Below are 17094 nucleotides of genomic sequence, written 5' to 3' on the forward strand. Positions count from 1 at the left end.
GGCGAGGATTGCAGGAGCGGCTTGACGCGAATTTCGCTGGAAAGAAACATGCGGAAAACCCGCCAAAAATGCAGTCGGTTGCTGTCGCCATGCACCGCTCCTGTGTAACAGGTCGACCATAGGCGCGGACCGCGTTTTGTCAAACTGTGGCAGTTGGTGATGGGTGGCTCGACGCCTGCGTTTCGGCGCGGACCACCTTGATGTCGGCGCCTGCCGCCCATGCTCCGATATCGTCGCGGCGTAAGGCCGCAGCCATCATGTCCGGAAACAGATCCGGCGTGCAGGCAAAGACGGGAATACCAAGGGCTGCTACCGAGCCTGCCATTGTGGGATCGTAGCCGGGCCGGCCTTGATCGGTCAGCGCCAGAAGCACGACGACATTTACGCCGGATCGAACCAGCGCTGCCAGTCGCCGCAGCAGATCCTGGCCATTACCGCCTTCATAGAGATCGGTGATCAGCACCAGATGCGACTTGGTGGGCCGTTCGATACGGTCGGCGCAATAGGCGACCGCCTGATTGATGTCGGTGCCGCCGCCAAGCTGCACGCCGAACAGCACCTCGACGGGATCGCTGAGCTCTTCGGTCAGGTCGACGATCACCGTATCGAAGCAGACAAGCTTGGTGCGCACAACCGGCAGCGAGGCCATCACAGCCGCGAAGATCGAGGCGTAGACCACCGAGCTTGCCATCGAGCCGGACTGGTCGACGCAGAGAACGACCTCATCCAGATCGACAAGCCGGCGCTGCTTGCGCATGAAGCCGACCAGTTTCTCCGGCACGATGGTCCTATGCTCGGGTTGATAGTGGCGAAGGTTCGCCGAAATAGTGCGCTGCCAGTCGATATCGCGTGCACGCGGGCGGTTGGTGCGTCTCGATCGATCGAGAGCGCCGCGTATCGCCTCGGCGGTCTTCTGCTCCAGCTTCTGCATCAGCTTGCCGACGATATCGGCAATGATCGTCCGGGCAATGTCCTTGGTCTTGGCCGGCATGACCGAGCGCAGCGAAATCAGGTCGGCGACGAGATTGACGTCCGCCTCGATCGCCTTGAGGAATTCCGGTTCCATCAGCATCTGCTTCAGGTCCAGCCGTTCGAAGGCGTCCTTCTGGACGATCTGGACGACCTGCGCCGGAAAGAAGGAGCGGATGTCGCTCATCCATTGTGCAACGCGCGGCGCCGACCGGCCAAGGCCGCCACGCCGCTTGCGTGGGTCGGCAGAAGCGGCGCTAATGCCGTCGCCGTAGAGAGCGTCGAGTGCCGCCGAAAGCCGTTTGTCGTCGCTGGAAAGTGCCCCAGACGTTTCGTCATCGGCGCCGATCGCCAGTCGCCAGCGGCGCTCCCTTCCGCCATCGGCAGTGAGCGGGCCGGGTTCGTTCATTTCGGCCTCGTCATCCATTGCCGGTTTCTCCGTTGAGCAATGGTCCAAGCAGCCCCAGGTGCCGGCGCCATGCCTCGCCGCCATCCGGCGTCGGCGTCAGGCCAGCCGGCAAGCGCGCGGCGCGGCCGAGGACCGCTTCGATCAGCCGGCGGCGTTCCATGCGATCCAGATTGGAAAAGACGCGGCGCAGCAACGGCAGGTGCGCGATGAAAGCATCTTCGTCCAGGGATCTGAGCCACCCATCGACCGCACCGCGCAGACCCTCGTCATAAATCAGCCGTTGACCGGCTGTGCTGAAGAAGCCTTCGAAGAACCCGGCCGCGTCAGTGACAGGCGTCCCCGGTGACAGGCGTCGCCCGAGCAGCCCGGCAGCGGCTTCGGCGGACAGGCGACCAGCTTCATACAGCAGGTGTGCGGCGCACCCGGCCAGCAGCGCCGTCGACCGTGACGCCTCCAGTACGGCCGCCAGCCCGTTGCGCCATCCGTCCAGCACGTCTTGGCCGGGTTCGACCAGCCTGATCGCCTCATCGGCCTTGCGCATCGCACCAACCAGTGTCGCGGCGGCCTGCTCATCCAGATCGCGCGCAGCGTAGGGAAGCGCGATCGCACCTTCGACGATCAGCCGCTCCATGAGGCCGGACAGCCGGTCCGTTTGCGTTTTGCGGGCCTCGCCGTAGCGGACAATGTCGGCGAGCGGCGGCACCGACGCCAGGATCTCCAGGCATTCACTGCTGCGCGCCGCGCGTGCCTCCAACGCCGTGAGGCCGGCAGTCGATGCTTCCGACAGGCCTGCAGTGATGGCGCTCTGGACCAGTGCCGCAAGCGTATCGAGCGTCGCCGCCGTTTCGATCATCTGGATCAGGCGGCCATTGGCAGCCTTTTCGATGGTCGGCCCGTAGATCAGGTTCTCGACCAGACGAACGGCATATTCCGGTTCCCACGCTAGGGTCCACCGCTCGCGGAAGGTGCCACGGCTGCGACCGGCATCGGTCAGTCTGCCCCAATGCACACCAAGCACGTGCAGCCGATGCAGCAATGTCGAGCGAAACACCCCGCTCTCGCTTCGCAGGTCGACCGACAGTTCCCGCTCCAGCGCCTCGGGTTTTAGGCGCGCCGCCTTTTGGCTACGCTGCAGATCCTCGATCAGTGGCGCCAGCGGTGTGTCGGGCGGAATTTCGCCGACGTCCGAACCCAGAAGCAGCTCGGCCTCGACCAGCCCCCACAGCAACGCTTCGCCGTTGAAGAGGGCGGCGATCGCGGCGTCGCGCAATTCCTCAAATCCGGGTTTCGGTCGTTCGCGAATCGCGGCTAGCGTCCGGGCGAGCCGCTCCGCTTCGATCAACGAAGCGGTCGAGATCAGGTGACCCTTCGCCCGCAGCACGGCGGCGATCGTCGCAAGCCACAGGGTCGCCGCATCGCGCCGGCCGCGCGTGCGCCAGAGATGCTTGCACCAGCCCGGTGCGACAACGCCCGCGCCATAGCCGTATCCCCGCGCCAGGCGCGGTCCCGTCCACGGTGCCCATGTCATTGTGCTCTTGCGCCGGGCAATTCCCTTGATCAGGACCTGATCGTTTTTCTGAGTGTGGGTGGCCTGCAGCGCCGGCACATGCCATGCCCCGCAGACGACGGCGATCGGCCCGTCGAACTGCTTACGCGCCTTGGCGATTTCGAGCCGCATATGCGCCTCGCGCTTGGCTTCGAACTGCGCGATCGGACCCTCACCATTCCGCAGTGTCGTCATCGCATCGGCGATGGCCGCAAATATGGGGCCGGGTTCCGGGTTCTGTTCAATGATGTCCGACCACCAGCTTTCGCCGTCCTCATAACCGGCGGCGTGTGCCAGCATGGCTATCGGATCACGCGGAAGCGGAGCCGCGTCACCATCCTCGGGGGCTTGGGTAGCTTCGGTCGCATCGGTGTCCTCCGCGCCACCGATCGCAGCAGTGGTGAACCGTGCCGATGACGGCAGGTCGATAAACTGCAACGTCGCCTTATTGCCCACAGCCCAAAGCGCCGCCTGGTATTCGGGCGAGAACTCGGCAAAAGGCCAGAAGCTTGTCGAAGCCGGATCGTCCTCCGGATAGCAAAGGAGCGCCACAGGCGGCTGCATTTCGGGGCGGGCCAGCATGGGCAGAAGCTCAGAGGCGTCGATCGGTCCCTCGATCAGCACGGCGACCGGGTTCAAATCCTTCAGTGCCTGCACCAGGCTGTCGGCGGAACCCGGCCCGTGATGGCGTATCCCGAAATAGGCAATGTCGCCGTGGCCCATGGCGTCAGATCGCTGCGTTCAGCGCCGCGTAATAGCCGGCATAGTCGGCCCGCTTCTTGAGCACGGTTTCCAGATATTCCTCCAGCACCACCTTGTCCTGTACCGGATCCTTCACGATCGCGCCGACAAGGCTGGCGGCGAGACCTTCGGCGCCGAGCTTGCCACTGTCGAACCACGCCGCCTGGCTGAGCCCGCCAACCATCGTGGCGATCGCTTCTGCGGTCGACAGCGAGCCGGAAGGCGTCTTCAGCGTCACCTTGCCGTCGGCAGTCGCGCCGGAGCGCAATTCGCGGAAAATGGTCAGCACACGGGCGATCTCCTCGCCGACATTTTTCGGCACCGGCAGGTCGAGTCCGCCAGCCATCTCGTCGACCCGTTTGGAGACGATCGCCACCTCTTCGGCCATGTCTTCCGGCAATGGCAGCACCACGACATTGAAGCGACGCTTGAGCGCCGAGGAGAGCTCGTTGACACCTTTGTCGCGGTTGTTTGCCGTGGCGATAATGTTGAAGCCGCGCTGGGCGTAGATCGAGGTGTTCAATTCCGGGATAGGCATCATCTTTTCGGAAAGCACGGTGATCAGCGTGTCCTGCACGTCTGAGCCCATGCGGGTCAGTTCCTCCAGCCGGCAGAGCTTGCCGTTCTGCATGGCTCGGTAGAGCGGCGTCGGCACCAACGCTTCCTGGCTCGGGCCCTTTGCCAGTAGCTGCGCATAGTTCCAGCCATAGCGGATCTGGTTCTCGTCGGTGCCGGCCGTGCACTGCACGATCAGCGTCGAGTCGCCCATGATGGCGGCGGCAAGATGTTCAGACACCCAGGACTTGGCGGTTCCGGGAACGCCGAGCAGCAAGAGTGCACGGTCGGTGGCGAGCGTCGCTACCGCGGTTTCCATCAACCGGCGGCGACCGACATATTTTGGCGTTACCAAGGTGCCGTCACCGGCCTTCCCGCCTAGCAAATAGGTCAGCACAGCCTGTGGCGACAGGCTCCAGCCGGCAGGCCTCTGCCGGTCGTCATCGCGCGCCAGCGCCTGCAATTCCGAAGCGTAGGCCTGCTCGACCGGGAGGCGGATGGCTGCGTTCATTTTGCTGTTCTCCGGATTGGTCATGTGTTGCTTCCAGGCCCCGCCAGTGATGCATTGAGACGTAGAAGCCCGAGTGAAGGAGCCGCGGGCGGCACGCCCGCCGCGACCATGTCGTCGATCAATTTCGCTGCCGTGGTCGCGGTGGCAAGGAAGCCGATCGTCTCCAGTACATCGTCGAGACCCCGCCGCGCGGCGTCGTCTTTTCCGCCGGCGGCGGAACGCAGTGCGGCGAGCGCCTGTCCATTCGTCAGGTCGTCCCATTCCAGCCAGTCGACATCGATGCCTTCCGCCAGGTTGATCATGCCAAGATAAGTTGTCTCCTTGAGGATCAGCCTGATGAGGACACGCTTTCTGCGGCTGTCCAGGCGCGGCATGAGGTGAAGCACGAACAGCGCCGGTTTGCCGCCTTCGGCGATAAGTGTATCCGCCATCTGCGTAAGGGCGGCTTCGCTCCCTGAGGCGGCGACCATTCGTGCGATCAGGATGTCGGCTTTATTGTCGGCACCGAATTGCCAGCCTCCTATGAATTCGGCTTCCGTAGTGTTGAACCGTTCGGCAACCTCGACGAGGTTGCATATCTCGAACAGTTCGGCGCGGCGTTGCTCCTGCGCTTGGGATTTTAGTTTTGCTGGAGTGTAGATCGTCCGGCGGCGGATGAAGCCCGATCTGCCTTCAGTGATAAAGGCGGCGAGTTCGGCTACGGGATCGTCCGGTCCACCGTCGCTCGGGCGAACGTGCTCTCCTAATCTTGCCAGCAGCCGGCCAGCCAGTTCGCGCACCTTGCCGGACCTGTCGGCGGAAAGGCTTTTCAGGAAAGGCACGTCCTCGGCACTCAGGCCGAAGCGCATAAGCTCGACCAGCGCAAGTCTGACTTCCGCCGGTTCGCCCGACGCCTTGGCTTCGATCAACATTCGAGCCGATGTCGGGTCAGTACGGCGCATATCGGCAAGGGCCAAGCGTCGCGCGGCGGGATAGAACTCATCCCAGTTTTCCGCAGTCAGTTTCTCTTGTGGGGCAAGCCTTTCCCCGTTCATGCTTGCTTGCCAGTCTACCCATGGTGCGTAGACGTCAGGGCTGTTCTGATCCGAGGGCATCCAGTCCATGGGATGGAGCACAAAGCCGCGGCTGGCGACGAGCGCCGCCACGCGTGCCTTTCGCCTCGCGTCGGCGGCGTGCTTCAGAGCGGCTCTCAACAACGGCCGAAATCGTGCCGGCAGAATGGGCAGGGCAAGTCTGGGCAGCGGCGGACGACGCTTGAGTGTCGTCGGCGCGGCCGGCCGCAGCGCGACGTCGAGCGCTTGTGCTGCGATTGCCAGGAGCCGGCGCTCCTGTTCGTCGGGACTTGCACCGCCGGCGATTGCCTTCCATCCGGCCGGAGCCAGATCGAACGTAGCACCGCCGGTGATCCAGCAATCGCGCATTGCCGCCAGGCCTGTTTGCTCGCTTTCGTTCACGCCAGATCAAGCCTCCCGAACTCGCTTTGCGCCGCCAGAAGCTCAAGCCGGGCGCCGTTCCAGAGCGCTGCCGTGGCTGCAAGGTCGAGGCCGAGCAAGGTTTGATCTACCGCGCCGGCGATCGGCAAGGCGATCCCCTGCGGTTCATCCTCCGCCTGCCACCATGCCGTGCCCCGATCGTCGAGCAGGATAGCACCGGGCGGCAGCATGAGGGGACAATCGGCGATCCAGGGCGCGGCGTCCTGATGGGAAGCATGCGTGGCGAGCGGATCCTTCGCGGTGCCAAAAGCAAAATCGGGCCACGCGCCGGGCACAACCTCCCCCATGCGCTCCACCACGAGGGCGCGGAGCGGCAGGCGTGATGGATAAAACACCAGTCGGGCATTGAAACGGTCGCCTGGTGCAAAAGCGTTGGACCGGCGCCCGGCCGAAGCCGGGAAAAAGTCGAGCAGCACGGCAAATTGCGGGGTGGCGCTTTTCAAATCGAGCAGCCAGGTCGAATGGCTGACCAGACCATCGCGGCGGCTCTCGATCTTCTCGCCGAGAACTTCCCAGAGGCTTTCAACCTGTCTTGCATCCGGACTGCTGAGAACCTGTTCGCGGGGTTCCGACGTTGATACGAGGCGCTTCAGCTCGGGGTCGTCGGGCTCCGACCGCCACGCCTTGGCCAGCAGCACGAGCTTGCCGAGCTCGCGGATTGCCGCATCAGACCGTTCCTCGCTGCGCAGCGCCATCAGCCGCGACGGAATCTCGTCGATACGGCCGGCGAGCGCGGCTGCCTTCATATCGACCAGCCGCGCAGCAATCCGCCGGCAACGGTCGCTGCTGGCGTCGACAAACCCGGACAGACCGAGCCGTAACTGGTCGGCAATCCACTGGTCAAGCTCATCGAGCCCAGCCGACACTGCTTCTCGTGTGCTTTCCGCCCGCTTGCGCTGCGCCGCCTCGCGACGCTCCAGCGCCGCGATGTCTTCAATGGCGGTGCTCTCGTCGGCTTGTGAGGCTTCGCCGATGCGCTTGGCTTCCGCACCGGGTACCGGTTGCGCCGGCTGTGGCGTTGTCTTCCTGCGTCGGCCAAGCCAGTCATTCACCCATTCCGGCGTGGTATTGGCAGCGGCAAAACTGGCTGGCGCGGTGGCGGCAATCCACATCAGGGCCAGAGTGTGCTTGCATGGGAATTTGCGCGAAGGGCAGGTGCATTTGTAGCCGTGATCACCCGTGTCGACCACCACTCGATAAGGATTGGAGCCGGAGCCCTGGCATTCGCCCCAGATGAGCGCCTGCTGCTCATGCTTTTCGAGCCGCGGCCAGTTCGTTCGTTTGGTGAGCTTGGAGGCGGCGCTCAGCGACGCCTGATCGGGAGCAAGCGCCTCAATGGTTTTCAGATCGAATTCCAAGCCGCGCTTCTCCCCGCCCCGACGCAGTATAGATAGCGGTTTGTGAAGAATTATTATAGCTCTGGCATGGTGAAGATTGGCATGCCTTGGCCCTGTTTTGATGGGCCGGGACATGCCTCAGACGCAAATGGGGTCGACTGTTATTCGGCAGACAGAACGGGCTTTGGTAGCCGGCGGCCTAGGCGGAAGCGTTCAGGCTCTGCCCTTCAGGAACTCGATCACCATTGCCGCGGTCCAGGTGAAGCGATTGCCGCCGAGCGGCTCGCCGCTGAGGGGATCGTAATATTCGGCAAAACCGCTCTCGGCGATCAGCTCGAGACTGGATTGCGTGATCCGTTGTGCGATTTGGCTGTGGCCGGCGGCGGCAAGGCCGTCGGCGATCATGTAGTTGACCACCAGCCAGACCGGGCCGCGCCAGTAGCGCTTTGGGTCGAAGCGCCCATCCTCAGGATCGTGCGACGGGACGATGTAACGCGCTTTGCCGGCGATGCGCTCGATCGTTGCAGCGATGGTCGCTGCCCGGCTTTCCGGGATGGCCGAAAATACCGACAGAATGCCGCCGACCGACGCGCTGTCAACATGCTTTCCGGCCACTCGGTCGAAACAAATGTACTGGCCATGCGCGTCGCTCCACAGCCGTTCCATTGCCGAAAGCCCCTTTTCGGCACGGGCGCGATTGGCTTCTGCGATTTCGGTTTCGCCAAGTGCCTCGGCGAGATCGGCAAGGTCGGCGGCGGAACGGATCAGGATGGCGTTGAAGCCGGGATCGACGACCTGGAATGGCGAGGCATCGTGCAGCCGGGCATTATCCCAGCCAAGCCCGCGGAAATGCTGCAACAGCCAGACATAGCGGTCATACTGTGCCTTGGTTGGACGATGCGCCGGATCGGCGTGCAGGATGTCGCGGCGGGTGTAGGGCTCGACGCCTTCGGTCGGCACGCGCTCGAACGCCTCGTCCCAGTCGATCGAGTTGTCGCGGCCGGACTCCCATGGGTGGATTATGGCGACCAGCCCTTCGCCGTCCGGGTCGCGATTTTCGTAGAACCAGCGGTGCCAGGCATCGATTTTCGGCAACAGCGCGCGGGCGCGATCGGCCGCCAGGGCCTTGTCCTTGGCCTGGTCGAACAAGCGGCGCACGGCAAAGCCGGCGACCGCCGGCTGGGTGATGCCGGAGGTGGCAGTCGGGCGGTTGGTTCGCCAGACCTCCGGCCCGGGGAAATAGCCGTCGCTCCAGACATGGAAGACGATGTGCGGCACCATGCCGTCTGGCCATTGGTGGGCGAACAGCGTGTCGATCTCGGTCCAGGCGCGCGCCTCGTCATAGTGGGCAAGGCCGAGCGCGGTCAGGCAGGAATCCCAGTTCCACTGAAACGGGTAGAGCCCCTTGGTCGGTATGGTATAGGTGCCTTGGTCATTTTCCCTGAGCACCTCGACGGCGCGGGCGATGGTTTCGTCGACAGCAAGAGATATCATCGGGGCGTTCGTACTTTCAGAATCGAAGGGGATCAAAGGGCGTTGGTGGTTTCGGGATCGAACCAGCGGACGCGATCGGGTTTGGGCGAAAGCCGCAAGTGATCGCCGACGGCGACCGTGGCATTCGATTCGAGGATGGCGCGGAACAGGCCGCCCTCGACGTCGCAGGTGACCAGCGTGTGCGGTCCGAGCGGCTCGACAACGCGCACGGTGGCGTTAATACCTTCGTTGCCGGCGTCCACATCCTCGGGGCGAATGGCGAATTCTATCGTCTGCTTGTCCGATTTGGGGCCGGGCAGCGTCAGCCCGGCGACGGTCCAACTGCCGTCGGCCGTCTTCGTCGCCGGGATGAAATTCATCGGCGGGTTGCCGATGAAGGAGCCGACGAAGCGGGCCGCCGGATTGCGGTAGACCTCTACCGGCGAGGCGGCCTGGACGATACGGCCCTGATGCATGACGGCGATGCGGTCGGCGAGGCTCATCGCCTCGACCTGGTCGTGGGTAACGTAGATGGTGGTGGTCTTGGACGCCGCGAGCACACCTTTGAGCTCGGCGCGCATTTCGAGCCGCAGCAGCGCGTCTAGGTTGGACAGCGGCTCGTCCATCAAGATCACGTCAGGCTCCATCGCCAGGGCCCGGGCCACAGCCACGCGTTGGCGCTGACCGCCGGAAAGCTGGCCCGAATAGCGCTTCAAAAGCTGTTCGATATGCATGAGCTCGGCGGTGCGGTTGACGCGCCCGTCGACCTCCTGCTGCGGCAGCTTCTTCATGCGCAGGCCGAAGGCGATATTCTCGAATACCGTCAGGTGCGGAAACACGGCGTAATTCTGGAACACCATAGCGATGCCGCGTTCGCGCGGCGGCAGATGGTCGACGCGACGGCCGCCGATCCAGACCTCGCCCTGGCTTGGCGTTTCCAGCCCGGCGACGATCCTCAGCAGCGTGGTCTTGCCGCAACCCGAGGCGCCAAGCAGCACCATGAATTCCTGGTCGGCGATGGTCAGGTCGATCGAATGCAGCGCTGTGAAGCCGCCGAAACGTTTTGCCACCTGCTTGATGACGATCTCAGCCATCGGCGTTCTCTTTTGTGCGCGTCATCGGTTGGCGATCCCCCACATGGCGAACAGATATTTGCGAACGGCGAAGATGAAGATCAGCGCCGGAATGACCAGTGCCGCGCCACCGGCAAATTTGAGGTAGAGCGGCGATTCGCCGAGGCTCTGCAACAGGAAGGCAGTCAGCGTCCGGTTCTCTATGGTGAGCACTGCGGCAGCAAACACCTCGTTCCAGGAGATGGTGAAGGCAAACACCGCCGACGCCGCGATGCCCGGCAGCGCCAGCGGCAGAATGACTTTTCGGAATGCCTGCAATCTCGTGCAGCCGAGCGTCCAGGCCGCCTCCTCCAGCTCGACGGGAATGCCGGAGAACAGCGAGAAGGTGATCAGCACCGCAAACGGCAGCGCCAGCGTGGTGTGGACCAGCGCCAGCCCGATCGCGGTGTCGTCGAGGCCGGTGCGGATGAACATCACCGCCAGCGGCAGCGCCAGCAGCGGCAGCGGGAAGGCGCGGGTCATCAGCACAAGGAAACGGAACGTTTCCTTGCCCGGGAATTCGAAGCGCGACAGCGCGTAGCCCGCGGGTGCGCCGAAGCCGATCGAGAGGAGCATCGTCAGCGTGGCGACGAGAACGGAGTTCCACAGCGCCTTGGCGACGCCGGCGAAATTGATGAAGAAAGAAAGGCTGCCGAAATCGAATGACGGGAAGAAGCGCTTGGGAAAGGCGGTCACCTCTTCCGGCGACGACAGCGCGTTGACGATCAACAGATAGATCGGCAGCAGCACCCAGACGCAAAGCAGGATGACCGTTGCGACCAGCAACCAGTTGCCGGCTTTGCGGGCCTCAGGCGCGGCGATCGAGAGCTCCGCGACAGTGCTCATATGCGAGTCTCCTTCGGCACACGCAGCACCCGCAGGAAGAACAGCGTGAAGCCGATCGAGATGGCGAGGATGAACAGCGCCATGGCGGCGGCGACATTGTGGTCCTGCAGCGTGAACTGCCAATTGTAGGTCTCGCCCATCAGCACCGGCAGATTGGTGCCGCCGAGTGCTGCAACCACGGCAAAGACCTCAAAGGCAAGGATGACGCGCAGGATGATCGAGGTCTGCAGGCTTGGGCGCAGCAGAGGCAGCGTGATCTTGATGAAGCGCTTCCACGGGCTAGCGCCAAAGACCTCCGCCGCCTCGTAGTATTCCCGGGGGATCAGCCCCATGCCGGCGACCAGAATGACCATCATGATGGCGGTCGCGCGCCAGATCTCAGCCAGCGCCACGGCGATGAAGATCGTCAGCTTGCTCTGGTAGCCGAGGAACATAACCGGCCTGTCGATGACGCCGAGATTGGAGAGCAAGGTGTTCAGGAAGCCGGACTGGTCGAAGATGGCGAGCCAGATCAGCCCGGCGGCGAGATCGGAGATGCCGAGCGGAATAGCGAAGATGTAAAGCGCAGCGCTGCGCCCGGTTTCAAGCCGCGACACCACCGTTGCCATCAGCAGCGCCATCACCAGTTGGATCGGCACGACGATGGCGCTCAGCAGCAGCGTATTGCGGACAGTGACCGGAAACTTCCAGCTGCCCGCCATGGTACGGAAATTGTCGAGCGTAAAGCCGCCGTCGCGGGTGAACGCCTCGAAGGCGACCAACACGAACGGGTAAAGGAAAAAGACACAGAGGAACAGCGTCGCCGGCGTCAGCAGCAGATAGGGCAGGGCCTTGCTGTGCATGGAGCGCTCTCTCTATTCGAAGCTTCAAAAGGGGTGGGCGCCCGGCGCGCTGGAAATCCGGACGCCCGGGAGGATTCTTAATCGACCGGGCAGGCGCCTTGCGAGGGCTTGTCGGGCGCCCAGCATGGCGCCTTCGCCTGGTCGATGATCGCCTTCAGCGCCGTCGCCTGTTCGTCGAGCACGCCGTGCACATCCTCGCCGCCGAGCACGATGCGCTCGAAGCTGTCGGTGTAGACCTGGTTGAACTTGCCGCCGAGGCCGCCAAGTCCCATCGGCAGCAGCGCCGGCAACGCATCGGGAGCTCCGGTCATGGTGGCGATCACTGGGCTGAAGGCCTTCACCGAGGCCGGCATGTCGTCGGGCAGCTTGACGTCGACGATGGGGAAGAAGTTTGTCGCCTTCACCGTCGCGATCTGGGTTTCCGGTTTCAGCATATAGGCGACCAGCGCCTTGGCCTTGTCCATGTCAGGCGAGGTCTTCGGGATAGCGACACCGGCCACCACCGACATGTAGCCGCGGCCTGCCGGGCCAGCCGGCGCCGGGAAGGCGACAAACTCGTCGGGTTTCTGGTTGAAGGCGTCGGCGAGGCGCGCCACGTGATCGAATGCCACCCAGACTTCGCCGGTCAGCAGCGGCTCCTGCATGAAGGCATAGTTGGTCGAATTCGGGTTGGTGTATTGCCACAATTCCTTGAACTTATTCCACGCCGTCTCGGCCTCCGCCGAGCGGAACTTCGTCACCATCGAGCCGGTATACGATGGAAGGAGAAAACCCTCGAAGAAACGGTGCTTCAGCCCTTTCGGGCCGGCCGGAAAACCGAATTTGGGCGAACCGGTCTTTTCAGCGATGTTTTTCGCCCACTCGATCAGTTGGTCATAAGTGATGGTGTTGAGATCGGTGCCGGCCGGCAGATATTGCAGCGCCTGTTTGTTGGCCGCCATCAGAAAGGTGGCCTGCATCCATGGCAGGTACTTCTGCTCGCCGGTGCCGAGCATGCCGAGCTTCTTGTAGGTCTCGTTGACCTTGACGCCACCGAGATCGACGCCAGAGAGATCGACAAGGTTCGCGCCGACGGTGGAGAAGTCTCCGTGCAGGCCGCCGAGCACGCCTATGGTGCCGGAGCCGGCCTGCAGTTCGGCCTGAAGGCGGGTGAGCCAGGGCCCGTCCTCGGCGACCTGATAGTCGACCTGGCCGTCAAACCCCTTCAGCACTTCGCTGCGCATCTTCTGTGTCTCTTCCACTGGTCGCGCCTGTGTCGACCAGAACAACACCTGCTGGGCTTGTGCTGCGCCGGCAGCAAGCGACAACGCCAGCACCGCACCTGCCAATGTCCTCAACGCATTCATCGTCGTCTTCCTCCCTGGTTGTGCGCCGCTAAGGCGTCAGTTCCGTCCTGTGGGTGCCGGGCCATGGCTTGCCCGCGAGACAAGTGTCGGCCGGACCAGCCGCGTCAGTGGCGCGTCCGGCCTGTCGCCGATTACGGTCAGCAGCATCTCGCCGATCTCGCGCGCGCACCGGCGGATCGAGGCGTCGAAAGTGGTCAGCCCCGGCGGCGCATAGGCGGAGGCGGCTATGTTGTCGAAGCCGATCACCGAAAGGTCGCGAGGAATGGCAAGTCCGGCGCGCCCCGCCTCTTCCATCACAGTCAGCGCCAGCTCGTCGAACAGCGCGACAATCGCCGTCGGCCGCTCGGTGGCGTGCAGAAGCCGGTTGATTGCCTGGATGCGGGCACCGCGATCGAAACGCGGCGCCGTCGCCACATCGAGCCTGACGGACGGATCGCCCCGGCGGGCGATCGCGGCGGCGAGCCCGTCCTGTCTGAGATGGCGAAATGTCATCGGCTCGGAAATCGTCACCAGGCCGAAATGGCGGTGTCCGAGATCGTAGAGCATGTCGAAGGCCTCGCCGAATGCGTGCGCGCCATCGGTATCGAGCCAATGGTAGGCAAAGTCGCCGTCGAGCAGCCGGCCATGCGCGACGAACGGGAAATTGCGGTGACGCAGATAGGCAAGCCGCTCGTCGACCTCGGCGATGCGGGTGACGACGACCCCATCGGCGCGTCCGGATTCGACGACATGGCGAAGCACGGAAAGTTCCGACTGGCCTTGCGCCGCTGCGGCCAGGATCAGGTCGGAGCCGTGCGAAACCAACCCTTCGCCGAGCCCGGTGACGAATTCGCCGAGGAAGGAATCGACCAGATTGGGGCCGCGGATCGGAAGCACCATGCCGACAAAGCCGCTGCGGCCGGAGACCAGCGTGCGGGCTGCGGTGTTCGGCACATAGCCGGCCTGATGCGCAGCCTCGGCGACACGTTGGCGCGTTTTCAAGGCAATTTGCTCGTGACCGGCAAGGGCGCGCGAAACGGTGGTAATCGACAGGCCGAGCTGCGCAGCAAGTTCCTTGAGGGTGGTAACGCGGGCCGGCATCGTTCCTCCCGAACGAAGTTTGAAACGTTTGTAATCACTTCAAGCGAAATTGCAAACGTTTTAAATGGTGCGCGGTCGGTGTTGTTTCTTGCCCGTTGGTTAGCGCGGCCCCTATTCGGCCCCGGCCGGCAAGCTCCTGGCCGGAGATTTAAACGCAGCGGTTGCTTGACTCGGGCGACGCCTTGTGAAAAATTTTGCAGCAACTGATAAAAATATCAAAGGGCGGAAATGGTTGGTTTTGGCAACGGCCTGCTGCGCGACGATGAGACCGGCATGGCAGCCCGTGCCGCCTGGCTTCACTATGCCGGCGGCCTGACCCAGTCGGAAGTCGCCAAACGGCTTGGCCTGACCAGTCTCAAGGCGCATCGCCTGATCACCAAGGCCAATCAGGAAGGCCTGGTCAAAGTCTACATCGACGGCGAAGTCTCCGAATGCGTGCAGCTTGAGGATGAGTTGTCCGGCCGGTACGGCCTCGACTACTGCGAGGTGGTTCCGGACTTCGATGCCGAAGACCTGCCGCTCAAGGCGCTCGGCATTGCTGGCGCGCAGTTTCTCAAGCGCGAGATCGAACGCGGCGAAGAGGCGCTGATCGGCGTCGGCCACGGCCGCACGCTTGCCGCCTGCGTGGAATATCTGCCGCGCATATCGGCCGGCAGGATCCGTTTCGTCTCGCTGCTTGGCGGCCTGACGCGCAAGTTCTCGGCCAATCCGCATGACGTCATCCACCGCGTCGCCGAGCGGACTGGTGCGGAGGCCTATGTGATGCCCGTACCGATGTTCGCCAACACGGTCGAGGATCGAACAGTGTTGCTCGGGCAGAAAGGCGTCAGCGATGTCTTCGACCTCGCCAAGTCCGCCGACTTGCTCATCGCCGGCATCGGCACCGCCGAACGTGAGGCCTCGCTTGTCGCCACCGGTATGATCGAGAAGGGCGAGATGGAGGAGATCCGCCGCAACGGCGGTGTCGGCGAACTGCTCGGCCATTTCTTCGACGATGCCGGAAAGGCCGTTGCGACGACGCTTTCCGACCGGGCGCTGGCACTGGCGCGCGAAGACATCAGCAACCGCAGGATTGTCGCCGTCGCCGGCGGCAAGGTGAAGGTTCGCGCCATCAAGTCAGTGCTGGAGGGCCGTTATCTCAAAGGCCTGATAACCGACGAGCGGACGGCGCGATCGCTCGTGGAACAGACGCCGGTCGGGTAGCCGGCAACCATTTCGTTGAAACTACCCTGTGGAGGAGAAGAGAAATGCATGAGAAAGAGAAAGACCTCATCGACGCATTCCTGCGTGGACAAGTCGACCGCCGTGGGCTGATCAAGGGCCTCGGTGCAATGGGCCTTGCCGCCAGCACCGCCGGCACACTGCTCAATTTCGGGCAGACCCGCGCCCTGGCGGCTGATTTCGACTGGCAGGCGCATAAGGGCAAAACCATCAAGCTGTTGCTCAACAAGCATCCTTACGCCGATGCGATGATCGCCAACCTCGACAATTTCAAGAAGCTGACCGGCATGGAAGTCGTCTATGACGTATTCCCGGAAGACGTCTATTTCGACAAGGTTACCGCCGCGCTGTCGGCCAGCTCGCCCGAATACGATGCCTTCATGACCGGCGCCTACATGACCTGGACCTACGGTCCGGCCGGCTGGATCACCGACCTCAACGAATGGATCAAGGATCCGGCCAAGACCAACCCGAAATATGCCTGGGACGACTTCCTGCCAGGCGTCAAGAACTCCTGCGCCTGGAACGGCCAGCCGGGCGGCGCGCTCGGTTCGGCGGACGCCAAGCAATGGTGCATTCCGTGGGGCTTCGAGCAGAACAACATCACCTACAACAAGGGCATGTTCGACAAGGTCGGCGTCAGCGTTCCCGGCAATATGGATGAGATGGTCGCTACGGCGGCGAAGCTCACCAAGGACGTCGGCGGTGGCGTCTACGGCATCGGCGTGCGCGGCTCGCGCTCCTGGGCAACGATCCACCCGGGCTTCCTGTCGGCCTACGCCAATTTCGACCAGAAGGACCTGAACGTCTCGGCTGACGGCAAGCTGTCGGCCGCGATGAACACCGCCGAATCCAAGGCTTTCCACAAGCAGTGGGTCCAGATGATCCAGGAGAGCGGCCCGAAGGACTGGTCGACCTACACCTGGTACCAGGTCGGCACCGATCTCGGTGCAGGTGCTTCGGCGATGATTTACGACGCCGACATCCTTGGCTACTTCATGAATGGCGGCGATAACAAGATGGCCGGCAAGCTCGCCTTCTCGGCGTTCAAGGCCAATCCCGCCGCCAAGGCACCGACGCCCAATATCTGGATCTGGTCGCTGTCGATGTCCAACTTCTCCAAGGACAAGGACGCCACCTGGTACTTCATGCAATGGGCATCCGGACCCGAGCATGCATTGTTCGGTGCGACCAAGATGGACTTCGTCAATCCGGTTCGTCAGTCGGTCTGGAACGACGAGATGTTCCGCGAGAAGCTGAACAAGAGCTATCCGGGTTATGTCGAGATGTTCGACGTCTCGGCGCCAGGCGCCAGCATCAAGTTCACCCCGCAGCCGCTGTTCTTCGATCTCACCACCGAATGGGCGGCGACGCTGCAGAAGATGGTGGCCAAGGAAGTGCCGGTCGACGAGGGCCTCGACAAGCTGGCCGAGAGCATCAACAGCCAGCTCAAGGAAGCCGGGCTCGGCTAAGCCGCGGCCAAGGCTGATCCGTCCGCGGGCCAGCCTTTGAGATGTGATACGTTTGCGACGCGGTCCCGAAAGGTGCCGCCTGCTCGCCCGACCGGCCGCCTTGCTCCCTTGGGCGGCCGGGACGGCGAAGCAACAGGATGA

Annotated in this window: 13 protein-coding genes; 2 read left to right on the plus strand and 11 right to left on the minus strand. The window is 63.3% G+C overall.

Translation table 11 applies throughout. From position 1 onward, the window contains the following. Positions 1–139 precede the first annotated feature (139 nt). From NKJ73_RS10750 to NKJ73_RS10800, 11 genes are all read right to left on the minus strand, one after another. On the minus strand, positions 140–1396 hold the full coding sequence (locus NKJ73_RS10750; RefSeq protein ID WP_352569331.1) for a VWA domain-containing protein: 1257 nt from the start codon (positions 1394–1396) through the stop codon (positions 140–142). After that, positions 1389–3647 carry a DUF5682 family protein gene (locus NKJ73_RS10755; protein ID WP_352569332.1) on the minus strand — a complete coding sequence of 753 codons (2259 nt, stop codon included), beginning with the start codon at positions 3645–3647 and terminating at the stop codon, positions 1389–1391. The genes NKJ73_RS10750 and NKJ73_RS10755 overlap by 8 nt, the downstream gene beginning before the upstream one ends. 4 nt (positions 3648–3651) lie before the next feature. Then, on the minus strand, positions 3652–4731 hold the full coding sequence (locus NKJ73_RS10760) for an ATP-binding protein (RefSeq protein WP_023676037.1): 1080 nt from the start codon (positions 4729–4731) through the stop codon (positions 3652–3654). A 20-nt stretch (positions 4732–4751) separates the two neighbouring features. Further along, positions 4752–5876: a DUF5691 domain-containing protein gene (locus tag NKJ73_RS10765; protein ID WP_352569333.1), complete on the minus strand. Its 1125-nt coding sequence runs from the start codon at positions 5874–5876 to the stop codon at positions 4752–4754. A 305-nt stretch (positions 5877–6181) separates the two neighbouring features. Then, positions 6182–7582, minus strand: coding sequence for an SWIM zinc finger family protein (locus NKJ73_RS10770; RefSeq protein WP_023676035.1), 1401 nt, complete (start codon positions 7580–7582; stop codon positions 6182–6184). A gap of 192 nt (positions 7583–7774) precedes the next feature. Then, positions 7775–9055 carry an amylo-alpha-1,6-glucosidase gene (locus NKJ73_RS10775; RefSeq protein ID WP_023676034.1) on the minus strand — a complete coding sequence of 427 codons (1281 nt, stop codon included), beginning with the start codon at positions 9053–9055 and terminating at the stop codon, positions 7775–7777. A 32-nt stretch (positions 9056–9087) separates the two neighbouring features. Further along, on the minus strand, positions 9088–10128 hold the full coding sequence (locus tag NKJ73_RS10780; protein ID WP_023676033.1) for an ABC transporter ATP-binding protein: 1041 nt from the start codon (positions 10126–10128) through the stop codon (positions 9088–9090). A gap of 21 nt (positions 10129–10149) precedes the next feature. Beyond that, the gene (locus tag NKJ73_RS10785) at positions 10150–10992 is read right to left on the minus strand and encodes a carbohydrate ABC transporter permease (protein ID WP_023676032.1); all 843 of its coding nucleotides are present in this window, start codon (positions 10990–10992) and stop codon (positions 10150–10152) included. Further along, positions 10989–11834: a carbohydrate ABC transporter permease gene (locus NKJ73_RS10790; protein ID WP_023676031.1), complete on the minus strand. Its 846-nt coding sequence runs from the start codon at positions 11832–11834 to the stop codon at positions 10989–10991. The genes NKJ73_RS10785 and NKJ73_RS10790 overlap by 4 nt, the downstream gene beginning before the upstream one ends. A 77-nt stretch (positions 11835–11911) precedes the next feature. Beyond that, positions 11912–13180, minus strand: a complete 1269-nt coding sequence (locus NKJ73_RS10795; RefSeq protein ID WP_352569334.1) for an ABC transporter substrate-binding protein — start codon at positions 13178–13180, stop codon at positions 11912–11914. A 36-nt stretch (positions 13181–13216) separates the two neighbouring features. Then, positions 13217–14260 carry a LacI family DNA-binding transcriptional regulator gene (locus NKJ73_RS10800; protein ID WP_352569335.1) on the minus strand — a complete coding sequence of 348 codons (1044 nt, stop codon included), beginning with the start codon at positions 14258–14260 and terminating at the stop codon, positions 13217–13219. Positions 14261–14488: 228 nt separating this feature from the next. On the opposite strand from NKJ73_RS10800, the gene NKJ73_RS10805 reads away from it, so the two are divergent. Continuing rightward, positions 14489–15463, plus strand: a complete 975-nt coding sequence (locus NKJ73_RS10805; protein ID WP_352569336.1) for a sugar-binding transcriptional regulator — start codon at positions 14489–14491, stop codon at positions 15461–15463. A 44-nt stretch (positions 15464–15507) separates the two neighbouring features. Next, on the plus strand, positions 15508–16953 hold the full coding sequence (locus NKJ73_RS10810) for an ABC transporter substrate-binding protein (RefSeq protein ID WP_023676027.1): 1446 nt from the start codon (positions 15508–15510) through the stop codon (positions 16951–16953). Positions 16954–17094 lie beyond the last annotated feature (141 nt).

Origin of the sequence: Mesorhizobium sp. M0074, assembly GCF_040322975.1 — a bacterium.
Classification (GTDB): Bacteria; Pseudomonadota; Alphaproteobacteria; order Rhizobiales; family Rhizobiaceae; genus Mesorhizobium.